Below are 13,977 nucleotides of genomic sequence, written 5' to 3'. Positions count from 1 at the left end.
GGATGGTGGAGTCGGGCTCTTCAACAGCTCCTGGGGCGGCACAGCGGCCGGCGGCGGCCCCCTGGATCTGGTGGCTTCTGCTGTTCTGCGCCGGTGCTCTCAGCCGCTGGCTCACCCGCACGGAGCTGGTGCAGGCCTGGGATGCGGGCAACTTCGTGCTGGCGCTCACCGACTTCGACCTGGATCGCCACCAGCCTCACCTGCCCGGTTGCTTCTGGTGGCTGATCAGCCTCGGACGCCTGAGCCTGCCGCTCACCGGCGGCAACGGGGTGGCGGCCCTGGAGCTGGTGAACGCCCTGGTGTCGGCGGCAGCGTTGCCCTTCGGCTGGACCCTGGCCCGGCGCTGGGGCGGGCAGCGGGCCGCCTGGTGGATGGTGGTGCTGCTGTTCAGCAGCCCCCTGCTCTGGTTTTACGCCAGCCAACCCCTCAGCTACGGCACCGAGCTGGGCTGGGTCATGGCGATCGCCTGCTGCTCCTGGTTCGTGGCCGAAGGGGATCAGCGCTTCCTGCCCCCCCTGGCACTGCTGATGGCCACCGCCGGTGGCATCCGGCCGAACACCCCGCTTTTTCTGTTTCCCCTGGTGCTGCTGTGCTGCCTCAGGGGCTGGCGCCGGGGCCTGCAGCCCTGGCGGCTGCTGGTGTCGGTGGCCCTTGGCCTCGGGGTGCTGGTGTGGTGGGGCCAGGCTTTTCTGGAGGAGGCGGGTGGCCTGGGGCCATTCTGGGAGCAGTTGATGGCCTGGAAAGGGGACCATGCCCAGCAGGCCTCCGACCGCGGGGTGCTTGGCAACGGCTGGTTGCTGATCCGCACGGTGGCGCTCACGGCCCCGGCTGGTCTGGGCCTGGCCCTTGGCACCAGCTGGGCAGGGCCGGCCGCCAAGGCCCCTGGACCGCTGCCGCGGCAGGAGCGGCTCTGGCGGCGCTGGTTCATCGCCCTCTGGGTGGTCCCCTCGGCGTTCTATCTGCTGGTGGTTCATTTCACCCGCATGGGCCACGCCACCACCATCCTTCCGGCCGTGCTGCTGCTGCTGGCCGCCCGCCTGGCGGAGCGGGCCGACGGTGGCGGGGCGCTGCGCTGGCCCCGGCCCCTGCTGCTGGTGCTCGCCCTGCAGTGTGCCCTCTTTCTGCTGGTGCCCGGGGATCGCTTTCTCGAGAATCTGCGCTCCTACGATCACGACTGGGGCCTGGCCATCCGTGCGGTGAACCGCTTCGATCCAGCCACCACCCTGGTGGTGGTGACCGGCCGCTCCAACCGCCGTGCCTACCGCCTGCCTTCGGTGCATCTCCCCGCCTACGACCATGGCGAAGCAGATCTGGTGCTCGACCAGCGGGACGAGAGCATTGAGGTGCGCCCGCCCCTGCGGCGCGTGCTGCTGATCGATCGCGGGCTCTCGGTGCAGCCGGGTGATGTGCCGGGCGGCCGGTTCGAGCCGCTGATTCCTGGGCGGCTCCAGCTGATCGAGGTGGCGGTGCCCGCCTCAGGTCTTGAGGTGTTCCGCCGGCAGGTGAAGCCCCTGCCCTCAGCCGAGCAGGACCCGGCGGCAGCAGTTCCCTCACCATGATCCGCCCGGCCCTGTTCACCGCCTGGCAGCGGCTGGGCCTGGCCCTGCCCCTGCTGGTCCTCAATTTCTGGGTGCTGCGTCAGCTGTTGTTGCCGCTCGCGCCCTTCCCGGCTCTGTTCCTGACTGCGGCACTGATCGCCTTTCTGCTCGATCTCCCCAGCCGCTGGCTGACGGGCCGCGGCCTGCCCCGGCCCCTGGCCCTCGCCCTGGTGCTCGGTCTTGGCTTGCTGGTGCTGGTGCTGGTGGCCCTCTGGATCATTCCCCTGCTGGTGGAGCAGCTGGCGGATCTGCTCACAGCCTTGCCGGGCTGGTTTGTGGAGGCGGAAACCCTGCTCAATCAGGCCCAGGCCTGGGCGGTGGAGCATGGTCTGCCGGCGGATTTCGGTGACCTCAGCAGTGCCCTGCTCACCCGCTCCACCCAATACGCCTCGCAGCTGAGCCAGAAGCTGCTCGGACTGCTCGGCGCCACCCTCACCCTGACGATCAACAGCGTGATCGTGATCGTGCTGGCCATCTTCCTGCTGCTGGGCGGCGAGTCGATCAGCCGCGGCCTGGCCCGCTGGTTGCCGGCCAGCTGGCGGGAGATGGTGCTGGGCACCGTGAACCGCACCTTCCGCGGTTACTTCGGCGGCCAGGTGATCCTGGCGCTGATCCTGAGCGCGGCCCAGATCGTGGTCTTCACCCTGCTGGGGATTCCCTATGGCGTGTTGTTCGCCGTGGCCATCGGGTTCACCACCCTGATCCCCTATGCCAGCGCCTTCACCATCGTGCTGGTGAGCCTGCTGCTGGCCCTTGAGGATCCCACCACCGGCCTGGAGGTGCTGGCGGTGGCGATCGCCGTGGGCCAGGTGGTCGACCAGGTGATCCAGCCCCGCTTGATGGGCAAGATCGTGGGATTGCAGCCGGCCTGGCTCCTGCTCAGCCTTCCGGTCGGTGCCCGGATCGGCAGCCTGCTGGGCCTCGGGGACCTGCTAGGCCTGCTGCTGGCGGTGCCGGTGGCCAGTTGCCTCAAGGCCTTCCTCGATGAGGTGGCCCGTCGCCTTGGCCTGCCTGAGCCAGAATTACCGCCCAGGCAGGCGGCCATGGCACGGATGTTCAGCCCGCCGCGATCAACCCCTGACACTCCAGGTAGCTGATCACCTGGGCCACGTTCTCCTCCAGCCTGCCGCTGGTGTCGACCAGAAGTTCAGGGGACTCCGGAGCTTCATAGGGACTGGAGATGCCGGTGAACTCCTTGATCACGCCGGCACGGGCCTTGGCGTAGAGCCCCTTGGGATCACGCTGCTCGCAGACCGCCAGGTCGGCGGAGCAGTGGATCTCGATGAAATCGCCACGCTCCACCAGGGCCCGGGCCCGATCGCGGTCGGCCCGGAAGGGCGACACGAAGGCGGTGAGGGTGATCACGCCGGCGTCGAGGAAGAGCTTGGCCACCTCGCCGATGCGACGGATGTTCTCCTCCCGGTCGGCATCGGAGAACCCCAGGTCCTTGCAGAGGCCATGGCGCACGTTGTCGCCATCGAGCAGGTAGGTGGCCAGTCCCCGCTGGAACAGCTCCACGTTCACGGCGTTGGCCAGGGTGCTTTTGCCAGCGCCCGAGAGCCCCGTGAACCAGAGGATGGCACTGCGGTGGCCCCGCTGGCTGGCGCGGGAGTCGCGGTCCACCGAGGCCTCATGCCAGACGATGTTGGTGGCTTTGCTGTCGGCGGGGGAGCTGGTCATCGACGGCGCGGGTATGGGGAGAGCGGTGGGGCGATGGTCTCACCTTTCCGCCACCCCTGGTGGCCTGGAGTACTCCAACGGCTGATCAGCCTCCAGCCTGTCTGGGCCGGAAGCCCTCCGCCGTGAGCGTCTCCAGGCAGGTGGTCACTTGATCCCCCTGCAGCTCGATCACGCCGTTCTTGAGGGTGCCGCCGCTGCCGGCGGTGGCCTTCAGGCGCTTGAGCAGGGCCCGGGCGTCGGCGTCACTGATCTCCAGGCCGGTGATGGCTGTCACGGTTTTACCGCCCTTGCCCGCCTTCGTGCGCTGCACCCGTACCCGTTGCTGCGGAAGCGGGGCCGCCGCTCCCGCTTCCGCAGCCGCTGGCCGGGCGGTACTCGCCGCGGCACTGAATTCCTGCCAGCCTCCCTTGCCCATGGCGCCCGTTGCCGCTACGCCTTCCATCACAGCGCACCCCTGAGCCGATGGATCTGCCGCCTGTCCGCTTCGAGATGCTGCGCTTGAACCTGAACCCCCGCCCAGCGGCGCCGGCCTGCATCCCGGTGCCCGGGCCCGATGCCCAGGCCCTGAGTTTTTCGATGGCGGAGGCGCCCCCCTGCCGCGATCCCGCGGCGCGGCTTGCCATCGACGAGCCCCCGGGCTGGCCGCCGGCCCGCTCCGCTGGAGGCGACAGCTGGACCCTGCCACCGCCGCCGGTGCCGCCGCGGCCCGCTTCCTAGGCTGGAGCACCCCGATCGATCACCGGTGACGAGCACCCTCCCCCCGATCCCGCAGGATCCCGCTGCCCTGGAGGAGGGGGCCCGCCCCAATTCTCTCGGGCGATTCGGGCGCTATGGCGGCCAGTACGTTCCTGAAACCCTGATGCCCGCCCTGGCGGAGCTGGAGCAGGCGGCGGCTGAGGCCTGGGCTGATCCCGCCTTCACCAGCCGGCTCGATCATCTGCTCAAAACCTATGTGGGTCGCCCCTCGCCGCTCTACGAGGCCGAGCGGCTCACCGCCCACTACCAGCGCCCCGAGGGTGGCCCCCGCATCTGGCTGAAGCGTGAGGACCTCAACCACACCGGTGCCCACAAGATCAACAACGCTCTGGGTCAGGCGTTGCTGGCCCTGCGCATGGGCAAGCAGCGGATCATCGCCGAAACCGGCGCCGGTCAGCACGGCGTGGCCACCGCCACCGTCTGTGCCCGCTTCGGTTTGGAGTGCGTGATCTACATGGGCGCCGAGGACATGCGCCGCCAGGCCCTGAACGTGTTCCGCATGCGCCTGCTGGGGGCCACGGTGCAGCCGGTCACGGCCGGCACCGCCACCCTCAAGGACGCCACCAGCGAGGCCATCCGCGACTGGGTGACCAACGTGGAGAGCACCCACTACATCCTGGGGTCGGTGGCCGGACCCCACCCCTACCCGATGCTGGTGCGTGATTTTCACGCGGTGATCGGCGAGGAAACCAAGGTCCAGTGCCAGGAGGCCTTCGGCCGCCTGCCCGATGTGCTCCTCGCCTGCGTGGGCGGTGGCTCCAACGCCATGGGCCTCTTCCACCCCTTCGTCACCGACACCTCCGTCCGTCTGATCGGTGTGGAGGCCGCCGGCGATGGCGTGGCCACGGGCCGCCATGCCGCCACGATCACCGAAGGCCGCGTCGGGGTGCTGCACGGTGCCATGAGCCTGCTGCTGCAGGACGAGCAGGGGCAGGTGCAGGAGGCCCACTCGATCAGTGCCGGTCTCGACTACCCCGGGGTGGGCCCCGAGCACAGCTACCTGCAGGAGCTGGGCCGGGCCGAGTACGCCGCCGTCACCGATCAGGAGGCCCTTGATGCGCTGCAGCGGGTGAGTTTGCTGGAGGGCATCATCCCGGCTCTGGAAACGGCCCACGCCTTTGCCTGGCTGGAGCAGCTCTGCCCCACCCTGGCGCCGGGCACCGAGCTGGTGATCAACCTCTCCGGCCGCGGCGACAAGGACGTGAACACCGTGGCCGACAGGCTCGGGGACCAGCTGGCCAGCTGATCCGCAGGCTCAGGCCACGGGATCCTGGGCCTGCTCCCAGGGAAAGCGGGGGAGGCTCTGCATCGCCTGGCGCTGGCTCTCGATCCAGATCCGGTTGATTTCGGCGATTTCGCGGGCGCCCCGCTCCAGCCTCTGATGGTGCGCCACCGCCAGGCTGTCGCGGGGGTAGAGGGCCACCTCGAAGGGAGGCCCCACGGTGAGGTTGGAGCGGCGGGTGATCACCTGCGACACCAGGCAGAGCCGGGCTGCATCTTCCAGCGACATCCTGCAGTGCCCCACCGAATCGAGCGGGGGCTTGCCGTACTTGCTCTCCCCGATCTGCAGGAAGGGTGTTTCGGGTGTGGCCATGATCGCGTTGCCCTGGGGGTAGATCAGGTACAGGCCATGGGGCTGGCCGGCGATCTGGCCACCGAGGATGAAACTGGCCTCGCCGCTGGCGCCCACCTGGTGCAGCGCCGAGTGGTTCTCGTTCTGCACCTCCACACTCAGCCGGCCGATGTAGGCGGCCACCTCGAACAGATAGCTGGCACTGAGCAGATCGTGTTGTCTGGAAGCCCCACCGGAACTCCCCTGACCGACCAACGGCAGCCCCGCCAGGCCAGGCCCATCGCGCCGGGCCTGGTTCAGGTCGCGCTTGATGTGATTGATCACAGCCTGGGTTGTGGCCAGGTTGCCGGCGGCCAGGAGCATGAACAGCCGGTCGGGAGCCGGCTCGAAGGTGTGCAGCTTCCGGTACGACGAGATGTAGTCGACGCCGGCGTTGGTGCGGGAGTCGGAGGCCATCACCAGGCCACTTTCCAACCAGAACCCCACGCAATAGGTCATTCGGTTGGGGCCTCAGCTGAGCAGACGCTGCAGGCTAGTGGCCACCGAGCGCACCGCTGAGATCGCTGTGGCATAGGCCATGCGCATCGGCCCCAGCAGAGCCACCTGGCCTTCGCTGCCGTCTCCGCTCCGGTAGGTGGCCCGCACCACGGCGCAGTGGCGCAGGGCGGGATGGGGATGCTCCGCCCCGATCCAGATCCCCTCCGGGTCCTGCTGCCGCGATGGTTGCAGCAGGCGCAGAGGCTCCTCCTCCACCAGCTGCAGCAATGGACGGAGATCGGCGCTGCGGCTGAATTCGGGCTGGGCCAGCAGCCCGCCCATGCCCACGACCACGGCACCGTCGCCATCGCTGCTTCGGGCCTGACGGTGGCTGCGCAGGGCCTGGCGCAGCACGCCGCCGCTGGTGCGCAGCTGGGAGGGGAGGCTCTCCCAGCGGATCAGGCCCCCGGGGGGGCGGTCCAGTTCTGTCTGCAGCCACCCCTCCAGGGCTGGCAGCTCCGGTCTGGCCCCAGGGGGCAGGCGCAGGTTGAGGCTGCTGGCCACCAGGGCGTTCTCCACCAGCAGCACCAGCAGCCGCTCGCCGTTGGGCACCAGCCGGATCGCCTGCAGGCGTGACTCGGCCCGCTGCGGACGGGTGATGAGACTCATCAGACCAGTGAGATCGGCCAGGCGACGGGCCAGGTGCAGCAGCAGATCATCGAGGGCTGCCCACTGCAGGCTCAGGCCCAGCAGTTCCCGCTGCAGTTGCACCGCCCCGGCCCCTGGAGCCGGCAGCAGCGCATCCACGTACAGGCGGTAGCCCTGCTGGCTGGGGATGCGGCCGGCAGAGGTGTGGGGCTGCAGCAACAGGCCCCGTTGCTCAAGCGCTCCCATGGTCGAGCGCACCGTGGCTGCGCTGGCGGGCAAGCCGAAGCGGCGGATCAGGGTGCGGCTGCCCACCGGCTCCATGGTGTCGACGTAGTGATGCACCGTGGCCTGCAGCACCTGCTGTTGGCGGTGGGGCAGGGCGTTCACATGCGCGCTGGCGGAATGTCTGGGCCTGATGGTAAAGAAGAAGTCTTCACTCCAGCCAGTCTGTTGCGGCCAGGAAGGGATCCAGCCCTGACGATCAGCCCTCAGTAGCGCGGCACCGAGGGATCCACCTCCACGCTCCAGGCGTCGATGCCCCCCTGCAGGTTGAGCACGTCGTCGTAGCCCTGGGCCTCCATCAACCAGCAGGCGAACTGCCAGCTGCGGATTCCGGCATGGCAGAGCACCACCACCGTCTGGTCCCGCCCGATCAGGCTCTCGATGCGCTCCAGCCATTCGGCTGAGCGGCTGAGCGGCAGATGCAGCACCGGCTCTTGCAGCGCGGCCATCTCCAGTTCAGCCGGTTCGCGCACGTCCACCAGCAGCAGCGGTTCGCCGCTGAGCAGCCGTTGCTGGAGTGCGCTGGCGCGGATGGCCCTTGGGGTCGGGGTGGTCATGGCATCCATGGTGACGCGATCGGCTCGGTACTGGGCCCTGGGGCTGTCAGCGGGCGTGGTCATGGATGAAGATGACAGCACCCTGTGTGCGGCGCATGAAGGCTCGCCCCTTCCTGGCGGCTGTGCTGACGGCAGCACTGCTCCTGCTCTCCCTGGGGGGAGGCTTCTGGTGGCTGGCGCTCCGTCAGAGTCCCCTGCGCCTGGAGCAGCAGCCGCTGCACCTGCCCCTGGCGGCCCGCTTCGTGCCGCGCACCGCGCTGCTCAGTCTTCACCTGCTGGTGGAACCCGACGACCTGGTGGCCTACGCCAGGGCCGTGGCTCCCCCGCCCCAGCGCCGGGGAGCGGCCGAGCTGATGCTGAACCTGCGCGATGGTGCCTTCGCCACGGCCGGCCTCGACTATTCCAGTGAGCTGGCCGGCTGGCTGGGCCCTGACACCAGCCTGGCTGTGATCGCTCCTGAGGGGAGCGGCGGTCCCAGCGGTTGGTTGCTGGCCCTGGGCTGCCGCGAACCAGAGGGCGCCCGCCGTTTCCTTCAGCGCTTCTGGCAATCCCGCAGCCTGGCGGGCACCGCCCTGCAGATCAGCAGCTACCGGGGCATGGGGCTGATCAGCGGCCGCGGCGCCCTGGTGGGTGAGTCCAGCCAGCCCCTGGCCACAGCCCTGATCGACGATCAGCTGGTGTTGATCGCCTCCGGCCGTGGGGTGCTGGAGCAGGCCCTCGACGTGTCCCAGATCGAGGAACTCAACCAGGCGGGGCAGGACTCGCTTCAGGCCGCCGTCGGCCGGCTGGGGCGGGGAGTGGCCCTGCTCACCGCCCGCCCGCAGGCCTTCAGCGACTGGCTTGATCTGCCCCCCACCCTGGTGGGGGCCGAGGGGCTGGGTGAGTTGGTGGCTGCCCTGGTGCCAGGCGGCCACGGCCTGCAGCTCCAGGCGCTGCTGCCCGTGCGTCAGGCGTTGCCGCCGCTGCAGCTGGATCCGCTTCCCGACCTGCTCGCCGAATTACGCGGCCCGGTGGCGAGCCTGGCTTTGCTCCAGGATCCGGCCTCCCTGCTGGCGGAGCCGGGCGACCCGGCCAGCGCTGACCTCTGGACGTCCCTGGTGGGGCCGCTGCTGCGCCAGACCCTCGCTCAGCTGAATGGGCCGCTGCCGTCGCTGGTGGCGGCCGCCGACCATGGCCCCTTGCTGGGCCTGCGCCGCAGGGAAGGCTGGATGCTCGCCACCGCCGCCTCGGCCCTGGCCACCGAGCAACTTCGCCCCGCCCTGATCGATGAGGGCTACAGCCCAGCTCCCCTGAACCGAGCTGGCCAGACCCTGCAGGTCTGGAGCCGCCTTGAGGCCCGCCCCGGCAAAGGCGATCCCGACCGCCTGCAGGCGACGCTGGCCGGTGCCCGCTTCGATCAGGGCGACACCTCCTGGTGGGGCGAGGGCCTGGCGGCCCTCGACGATCAGGTGCAGGGCCGCCAGCCTCCGCGGGAGCGGATCGAGCAACTTCAGGCCCTGGGGACCCGCGGCGCTCCCCTGCAGGCGGCCCTGGCCGCCGAGCCCGCCCAGGACCTGCTGGCCCCCTGGCATCCCTGGCAACTGATCACCGGCCTGGTGGGCCATCCCCTGGTGGATGGCGTGGAGGGTCTGGCCTTCAGCCTGGCGATCGAGCCGCCCCTGCTGGAGGATTCACCGCCGCCTCTGGGCCCGTCCTCGCTGCTTGCCCTGCGGGCACGTCTGGAGCTGGGCTGACCATGGCCTCCGTCTCCCTGCTGTTGCTGCGCCATGGTCTCGCCGAGGAGCGCCAGGACCCTGGCCCCGGTGTGCGCCCCGATGGCGAGCGCCCCTTGACGGAGCGCGGCCGCCGCCGGACGGCCGCGGTGGTGCGTCGGCTCAAGGAGCTGGAGCTGCACTGCGATCAGCTGCTGAGCAGTCCGCTGGTGCGGGCGCTCCAGACGGCCCAGATCGCCCGTGAGCAGGGCCTTTGCGCTGCATTGGCGATCGCGGCCGAACTCGCCCCCGATGCCGATCCGATGCCTCTGCTGGGGCAGTGGCTGGCGCTGGATGGTCCCCTGGCCGGGGGTGGCCGACTTGGGCTGGTGGGCCATGAGCCCGACCTCAGCGCCCTCGCTGCCCGCCTCTGTGGCGCTCCCCCCGGGGCCCTGCGCCTGAAGAAGGCCGGAGTGGCCCTGCTCGAGATGCCTGTCCCCGGCAGCATGGCCCACCAGCCCCTGGCGGGCAGCGCCTGCCTGCGCCTGTTGCTCAGCCCCGCCTGCCTCATCTGAGGGCTGGTCAGCAGGGCTACGGCAGGGGGCGAAGCCTCGACCTAGCTTCGGATCTGAAGCAGGGACGATGCGGATGGTGGTGGATGCAAACCGGGTTGCGGCCGAAGCGGCGCCGGTCTTCCGTCCCGGGCTGGAGGGTGTGCCGGCGACCCAGTCGGCCATCTGCGATATCGATGGCCTCCAGGGCCTGCTCACCTACCGCGGCTATCCCCTGGAGGAACTGGCGGCCTACAGCACCTTCCTGGAAACCGCCCATCTGCTGATCTGGGGTGAGCTGCCCACCGTCGAGCACCTGCGCGCCTTCGAGCACAACGTGCAGATGCACCGGCGGGTGAGCTTCCGCATCCGGGACATGATGAAGTGCTTCCCGGCCGACGGGCACCCCATGGACGCGCTGCAGTCGAGCGCGGCCTCTCTTGGGCTGTTCTATTCCCGCCGGGCCCTGGATGATCCCGCCTACATCGAGGCGGCGGTGGTGCGCCTGATCGCCAAGATCCCCACGATGGTGGCTGCCTACCAGCTGATTCGCCTGGGTCAGGATCCGATTCAGCCTCGCGACGATCTGTCCTATTCGGCCAACTTCCTCTACATGCTCACCGAGCGGGAGCCCGATCCGCTGGCGGCCAGGATCTTCGATGCCTGCCTGATCCTGCACGCCGAGCACAGCCTCAACGCCAGCACCTTCAGTGCCCGGGTCACCGCCAGCACTCTCACCGATCCCTATGCCGTGGTGGCCTCGGCGGTGGGCACCCTGGCCGGCCCCCTCCACGGTGGTGCCAACGAAGACGTGCTGGCCATGCTCGAGCAGATCGGCAGCGAGGACCAGGCGGAAGCCTGGCTGGACCGGGCCATTGCGGAGAAGCAGAAGATCATGGGCTTCGGGCACCGTGAATACAAGGTCAAGGACCCCCGGGCCGTGATTCTCCAGGGCCTGGCTGAGCAGCTGTTCGATCGCTTCGGGCACGACGCCATGTACGACGTGGCCCGGCGGGTGGAGGAGGTGGCCTCCGATCGCCTTGGTCCGAAGGGCATCTACCCCAACGTCGATTTCTATTCCGGGCTCGTGTACCGCAAGCTCGGCATCCCCAGGGATCTGTTCACCCCGATCTTCGCGATTGCCAGGGTGGCCGGCTGGCTTGCCCACTGGAAGGAGCAGCTGGGGGCCAACCGCATCTACCGCCCCACCCAGATCTATACCGGCTACGGCCGCAGGAGTTGGTTGCCTCAGGATGCCCGCAATGCCCTGCCAGGCGTTTAAGTTGCCTACACCTCAGCGAGACGCGGAGTTGTCACGGTGTTGATCGACCCGGCACCAGTTCTCTTGACCACCAGCTGGCCAGCTCTGGCTGTGGTTGGCCCTGGTCTTGACCTTCAATCCAGTTTCACCAGCACCCTGGAGGGATTCGGCCTGAGCCAGGGCACGGCCCATCTGCTCTGGCTGCCCCTGCCGATGCTGCTGGTGCTGGTGGCCGCCGTCATCGGCGTGCTGGTCAACGTCTGGCTGGAGCGCAAGATTTCCGCCGCTGTGCAGCAGCGGATCGGCCCTGAATACGCCGGTGCACTCGGGGTGCTGCAGCCGATGGCCGATGGCCTCAAGCTGCTGTTCAAGGAAGACGTCATCCCCCACCGCGCCGACGGGCTGCTGTTCACCCTCGGCCCGGTGCTGGTGCTGGTGCCGGTCATCCTCTCCTGGCTGGTGGTGCCCTTCGGTCAGAACCTGCTGATCAGCGATGTGGGCATCGGCGTGTTCCTCTGGATCGCCCTCAGCAGCATCCAGCCGATCGGGCTGCTGATGAGCGGCTACGCCAGCAACAACAAGTACTCCTTGCTGGGAGGGCTGCGGGCCGCGGCCCAGTCGATCAGCTACGAAATCCCCCTGGCTCTGGCGGTGCTGGCGGTCGTGATGATGAGCAACTCCCTCAGCACCGTCGACATCGTCAACCAGCAGAGCGGTGCCGGCATTCTCAGCTGGAACATCTGGCGTCAGCCCGTGGGGTTCCTGATCTTCTGGATCTGCGCCCTGGCCGAATGCGAACGCCTTCCTTTCGACCTCCCCGAGGCGGAAGAGGAACTGGTGGCTGGCTACCAGACCGAGTACGCCGGCATGAAGTTCGCCCTCTTCTACCTGGGCAGTTACATCAACCTGGTGCTCTCGGCCCTGCTGGTGGCCGTCCTCTATCTCGGCGGCTGGGGGTTCCCTCTGCCGGTGGAGTGGCTGGCCGGCGCCCTCGGCCAGTCGGTGGATGCCCCTCTGGTGCAGGTGATCACCGGTTCCCTGGGCATCGTCATGACGGTGCTCAAGGCCTACCTGCTGGTGTTCATCGCCATCCTGCTGCGCTGGACGCTCCCACGGGTGCGCATCGACCAGCTTCTGGATCTGGGCTGGAAGTTTTTGCTGCCCATCGCCCTGGTCAATCTGCTGGTCACCGCTGGCCTGAAGCTCGCCTTCCCCGCCTTTTTCGGCGGTTGAGCGGCCAGCCGGTCATCATTGACCCAATTCTCTGTTCCAGCCTCAGCTCCAACTCTCCAGCTCCCAGCTCCTGTCTTCGTTCCTCTCCGACTCCCCCGCCATGTTCGGATTCCTGCAAAAGGTCGGTGACTACACCAAGGACGCCGTCGGTGCGGCCAATTACATCACCCAAGGCCTGTCGGTCACGTTTGATCACCTGCGCCGCAGGCCGATCACCGTTCAATACCCTTACGAGAAGCTGATCCCCTCGGAGCGATATCGGGGCAGGATCCACTACGAGTTCGATAAATGCATCTCCTGTGAGGTCTGCGTGCGGGTGTGCCCCATCAACCTGCCGGTGGTGGATTGGGTGATGAACAAGGAGACCAAGAAAAAGGAGCTGAAGAACTACTCCATCGACTTCGGGGTCTGTATTTTCTGCGGCAATTGCGTGGAGTATTGCCCGACCAACTGCCTCTCCATGACTGAGGAATACGAGTTGGCAGCCTTTGACCGCCACAGCCTCAACTACGACAGCGTGGCCTTGGGTCGCCTTCCCACCAGCGTCACCAGTGATCCGGCCGTGGTGCCCCTGCGTGAGCTGGCCTACCTTCCCAAGGGAGAGATGGACCCCCACGGGGTCGATCCCTCCAGGCCAAGGGCCGGAAAGCTGCCGGAGCAGGTGCAGGCTGAGATGGCGGCATCAGCCGCCAAGCCCGCGGAGAACGCCTGATGACGATCGCGTCCGTCACCCAGCTCGTCTGCTTCATCGCCCTCTCCCTCACCCTGGTGCTGGGCTCACTCGGGGTTGTGCTGCTGCCCAACATCGTCTATTCAGCCTTCCTGCTGGCTGGTGTTTTCCTCTCCGTGGCTGGTCTTTACCTGCTGCTGAATGCCAGTTTTGTTGCTGCGGCCCAGGTCCTGGTGTACGTGGGCGCCGTGAACGTGCTGATCCTGTTCGCGATCATGCTCGTGAACAAGAAAGAGGCCATGGCCGAGATCCCCGGCCTGCTCCTGCGCCGCTTGCTCTCCGGGGCCGTCTGCCTCGGTCTGTTCCTGCTGATCCTGCGGGTCGATCTCACCACCCCCTGGGCTGTGCCGGGGCCCACCCCTCTCGGGGATGACGCCACGGTGCTGATCGGCATCCACCTCTTCAGCGATTATCTGCTGCCCTTCGAGCTGGCCTCGGTTCTGCTGCTGATGGCGATGATCGGAGCGATCGTGCTCGCCCGTCGCGACGTGTTCAGCAGTGATGTGATCACGGGTGAAGCCGCCGATCAAGGACTGATCGAAAAAGAGCGCACCCCACTGCTGCTGGAGAACAGCGCCGGCGATACCACCCTGCTGGAAAAAGTCTGATCATGTCCGCCACCTCCATTGATATTCCGCTCCAGGCCTACCTGGTGCTTGCTGCCATCCTCTTTTGCACCGGGGTCTGGGGCCTGATCAACAGCCGCAACGCCGTGCGTGTTCTGATGAGCATCGAGTTGATGCTCAATGCCGTCAACATCAACCTGATGGCCTTCTCCAGTTACATCGATGGCCAGCAGATCCGTGGCCAGGTCTTTGCCATTTTCGTGATCACCGTGGCCGCCGCCGAAGCGGCCGTGGGCCTGGCGATCCTGCTGTCCCTCTACCGCAACCGCGAAACCGTCGACATGGAGCGCTTCAACCTGTTGCGCTGGTGATCT

At 68.0% G+C, this 13,977-nt stretch carries 16 protein-coding genes; 11 read left to right on the top strand and 5 right to left on the bottom strand.

All coding sequences use genetic code 11. From position 1 onward, the window contains the following. Positions 1-2: 2 nt before the first annotated feature. On the top strand, positions 3-1,559 hold the full coding sequence (locus tag WH5701_RS10585; protein ID WP_006172298.1) for a hypothetical protein: 1,557 nt from the start codon (positions 3-5) through the stop codon (positions 1,557-1,559). Beyond that, the gene (locus WH5701_RS10580; RefSeq protein ID WP_006172297.1) at positions 1,556-2,695 is read left to right on the top strand and encodes an AI-2E family transporter; all 1,140 of its coding nucleotides are present in this window, start codon (positions 1,556-1,558) and stop codon (positions 2,693-2,695) included. The genes WH5701_RS10585 and WH5701_RS10580 overlap by 4 nt, the downstream gene beginning before the upstream one ends. On the opposite strand, the gene cysC is transcribed toward WH5701_RS10580, so the two are convergent. Together cysC and WH5701_RS10570 are read right to left on the bottom strand one after the other, a co-directional pair. Next, positions 2,655-3,278, bottom strand: a complete 624-nt coding sequence (cysC, locus tag WH5701_RS10575) for an adenylyl-sulfate kinase (protein ID WP_006172296.1) — start codon at positions 3,276-3,278, stop codon at positions 2,655-2,657. The genes WH5701_RS10580 and cysC overlap by 41 nt on opposite strands. A gap of 85 nt (positions 3,279-3,363) precedes the next feature. Continuing rightward, complete coding sequence (locus tag WH5701_RS10570; RefSeq protein WP_006172295.1) at positions 3,364-3,693, bottom strand: translation initiation factor; 330 nt, start codon at positions 3,691-3,693, stop codon at positions 3,364-3,366. Between the two features lie 47 nt (positions 3,694-3,740). Here WH5701_RS10570 and WH5701_RS10565 point away from each other — a divergent pair, with 47 nt between their 5' ends. Both WH5701_RS10565 and trpB read left to right on the top strand, forming a co-directional pair. After that, positions 3,741-3,995 carry a hypothetical protein gene (locus tag WH5701_RS10565; protein WP_006172294.1) on the top strand — a complete coding sequence of 85 codons (255 nt, stop codon included), beginning with the start codon at positions 3,741-3,743 and terminating at the stop codon, positions 3,993-3,995. A 25-nt stretch (positions 3,996-4,020) separates the two neighbouring features. After that, a complete protein-coding gene (gene trpB, locus WH5701_RS10560) occupies positions 4,021-5,280 on the top strand; it encodes a tryptophan synthase subunit beta (protein WP_006172293.1) in 1,260 nt (419 codons plus the stop codon). Between the two features lie 9 nt (positions 5,281-5,289). Here trpB and WH5701_RS10555 read toward each other — a convergent pair whose 3' ends face one another. The 3 genes from WH5701_RS10555 to WH5701_RS10545 form a co-directional block, all read right to left on the bottom strand. Beyond that, positions 5,290-6,105: a hypothetical protein gene (locus WH5701_RS10555; protein WP_006172292.1), complete on the bottom strand. Its 816-nt coding sequence runs from the start codon at positions 6,103-6,105 to the stop codon at positions 5,290-5,292. Between the two features lie 12 nt (positions 6,106-6,117). Then, positions 6,118-7,119, bottom strand: a complete 1,002-nt coding sequence (locus WH5701_RS10550) for a heat-inducible transcriptional repressor HrcA (RefSeq protein ID WP_006172291.1) — start codon at positions 7,117-7,119, stop codon at positions 6,118-6,120. A gap of 101 nt (positions 7,120-7,220) precedes the next feature. Further along, positions 7,221-7,634 (bottom strand): rhodanese-like domain-containing protein, encoded by a 414-nt coding sequence (locus WH5701_RS10545; protein WP_006172290.1) that lies wholly within the window; start codon positions 7,632-7,634, stop codon positions 7,221-7,223. Positions 7,635-7,642: 8 nt separating this feature from the next. Here WH5701_RS10545 and WH5701_RS10540 point away from each other — a divergent pair, with 8 nt between their 5' ends. The 7 genes from WH5701_RS10540 (at position 7,643) to nuoK (ending at position 13,974) form a co-directional block, all read left to right on the top strand. Continuing rightward, a complete protein-coding gene (locus WH5701_RS10540; RefSeq protein WP_232201866.1) occupies positions 7,643-9,304 on the top strand; it encodes a DUF3352 domain-containing protein in 1,662 nt (553 codons plus the stop codon). Between the two features lie 2 nt (positions 9,305-9,306). Then, positions 9,307-9,837: a histidine phosphatase family protein gene (locus WH5701_RS10535; RefSeq protein WP_006172288.1), complete on the top strand. Its 531-nt coding sequence runs from the start codon at positions 9,307-9,309 to the stop codon at positions 9,835-9,837. Positions 9,838-9,904: 67 nt separating this feature from the next. Then, complete coding sequence (locus WH5701_RS10530) at positions 9,905-11,095, top strand: citrate synthase (RefSeq protein WP_006172287.1); 1,191 nt, start codon at positions 9,905-9,907, stop codon at positions 11,093-11,095. Between the two features lie 90 nt (positions 11,096-11,185). Next, positions 11,186-12,307, top strand: coding sequence for an NADH-quinone oxidoreductase subunit NuoH (gene nuoH, locus WH5701_RS10525; protein ID WP_037981228.1), 1,122 nt, complete (start codon positions 11,186-11,188; stop codon positions 12,305-12,307). A gap of 100 nt (positions 12,308-12,407) precedes the next feature. Further along, complete coding sequence (ndhI, locus tag WH5701_RS10520) at positions 12,408-13,019, top strand: NAD(P)H-quinone oxidoreductase subunit I (protein ID WP_006172285.1); 612 nt, start codon at positions 12,408-12,410, stop codon at positions 13,017-13,019. Then, positions 13,019-13,645 (top strand): NADH-quinone oxidoreductase subunit J, encoded by a 627-nt coding sequence (locus WH5701_RS10515; RefSeq protein WP_006172284.1) that lies wholly within the window; start codon positions 13,019-13,021, stop codon positions 13,643-13,645. The genes ndhI and WH5701_RS10515 overlap by 1 nt, the downstream gene beginning before the upstream one ends. Before the next feature lie 2 nt (positions 13,646-13,647). After that, positions 13,648-13,974: an NADH-quinone oxidoreductase subunit NuoK gene (gene nuoK, locus WH5701_RS10510; RefSeq protein WP_006172283.1), complete on the top strand. Its 327-nt coding sequence runs from the start codon at positions 13,648-13,650 to the stop codon at positions 13,972-13,974. Positions 13,975-13,977: the final 3 nt, after the last annotated feature.

The sequence above is a fragment of the Synechococcus sp. WH 5701 genome, from assembly GCF_000153045.1.
In the GTDB taxonomy this organism is placed as follows: domain Bacteria; phylum Cyanobacteriota; class Cyanobacteriia; order PCC-6307; family Cyanobiaceae; genus Regnicoccus_A; species Regnicoccus_A antarcticus.
This window is presented reverse-complemented; position numbering and strand designations above follow the sequence as displayed.

Bases quoted from the DNA above. Each gene is read 5' to 3' on its own strand.
- WH5701_RS10555 (WP_006172292.1), bottom strand. From the start codon at position 6,105: ATGACCTATTGCGTGGGGTTCTGGTTGGAAAGTGGCCTGGTGATGGCC.
- WH5701_RS10540 (WP_232201866.1), top strand. From the start codon at position 7,643: ATGACAGCACCCTGTGTGCGGCGCATGAAGGCTCGCCCCTTCCTGGCG.
- WH5701_RS10580 (WP_006172297.1), top strand. From the start codon at position 1,556: ATGATCCGCCCGGCCCTGTTCACCGCCTGGCAGCGGCTGGGCCTGGCC.
- WH5701_RS10530 (WP_006172287.1), top strand. From the start codon at position 9,905: ATGCGGATGGTGGTGGATGCAAACCGGGTTGCGGCCGAAGCGGCGCCG.
- WH5701_RS10515 (WP_006172284.1), top strand. From the start codon at position 13,019: ATGACGATCGCGTCCGTCACCCAGCTCGTCTGCTTCATCGCCCTCTCC.
- WH5701_RS10535 (WP_006172288.1), top strand. From the start codon at position 9,307: ATGGCCTCCGTCTCCCTGCTGTTGCTGCGCCATGGTCTCGCCGAGGAG.
- ndhI (WP_006172285.1), top strand. From the start codon at position 12,408: ATGTTCGGATTCCTGCAAAAGGTCGGTGACTACACCAAGGACGCCGTC.
- WH5701_RS10545 (WP_006172290.1), bottom strand. From the start codon at position 7,634: ATGACCACGCCCGCTGACAGCCCCAGGGCCCAGTACCGAGCCGATCGC.
- WH5701_RS10585 (WP_006172298.1), top strand. From the start codon at position 3: ATGGTGGAGTCGGGCTCTTCAACAGCTCCTGGGGCGGCACAGCGGCCG.
- WH5701_RS10565 (WP_006172294.1), top strand. From the start codon at position 3,741: ATGGATCTGCCGCCTGTCCGCTTCGAGATGCTGCGCTTGAACCTGAAC.
- cysC (WP_006172296.1), bottom strand. From the start codon at position 3,278: ATGACCAGCTCCCCCGCCGACAGCAAAGCCACCAACATCGTCTGGCAT.
- WH5701_RS10570 (WP_006172295.1), bottom strand. From the start codon at position 3,693: ATGGGCAAGGGAGGCTGGCAGGAATTCAGTGCCGCGGCGAGTACCGCC.
- nuoK (WP_006172283.1), top strand. From the start codon at position 13,648: ATGTCCGCCACCTCCATTGATATTCCGCTCCAGGCCTACCTGGTGCTT.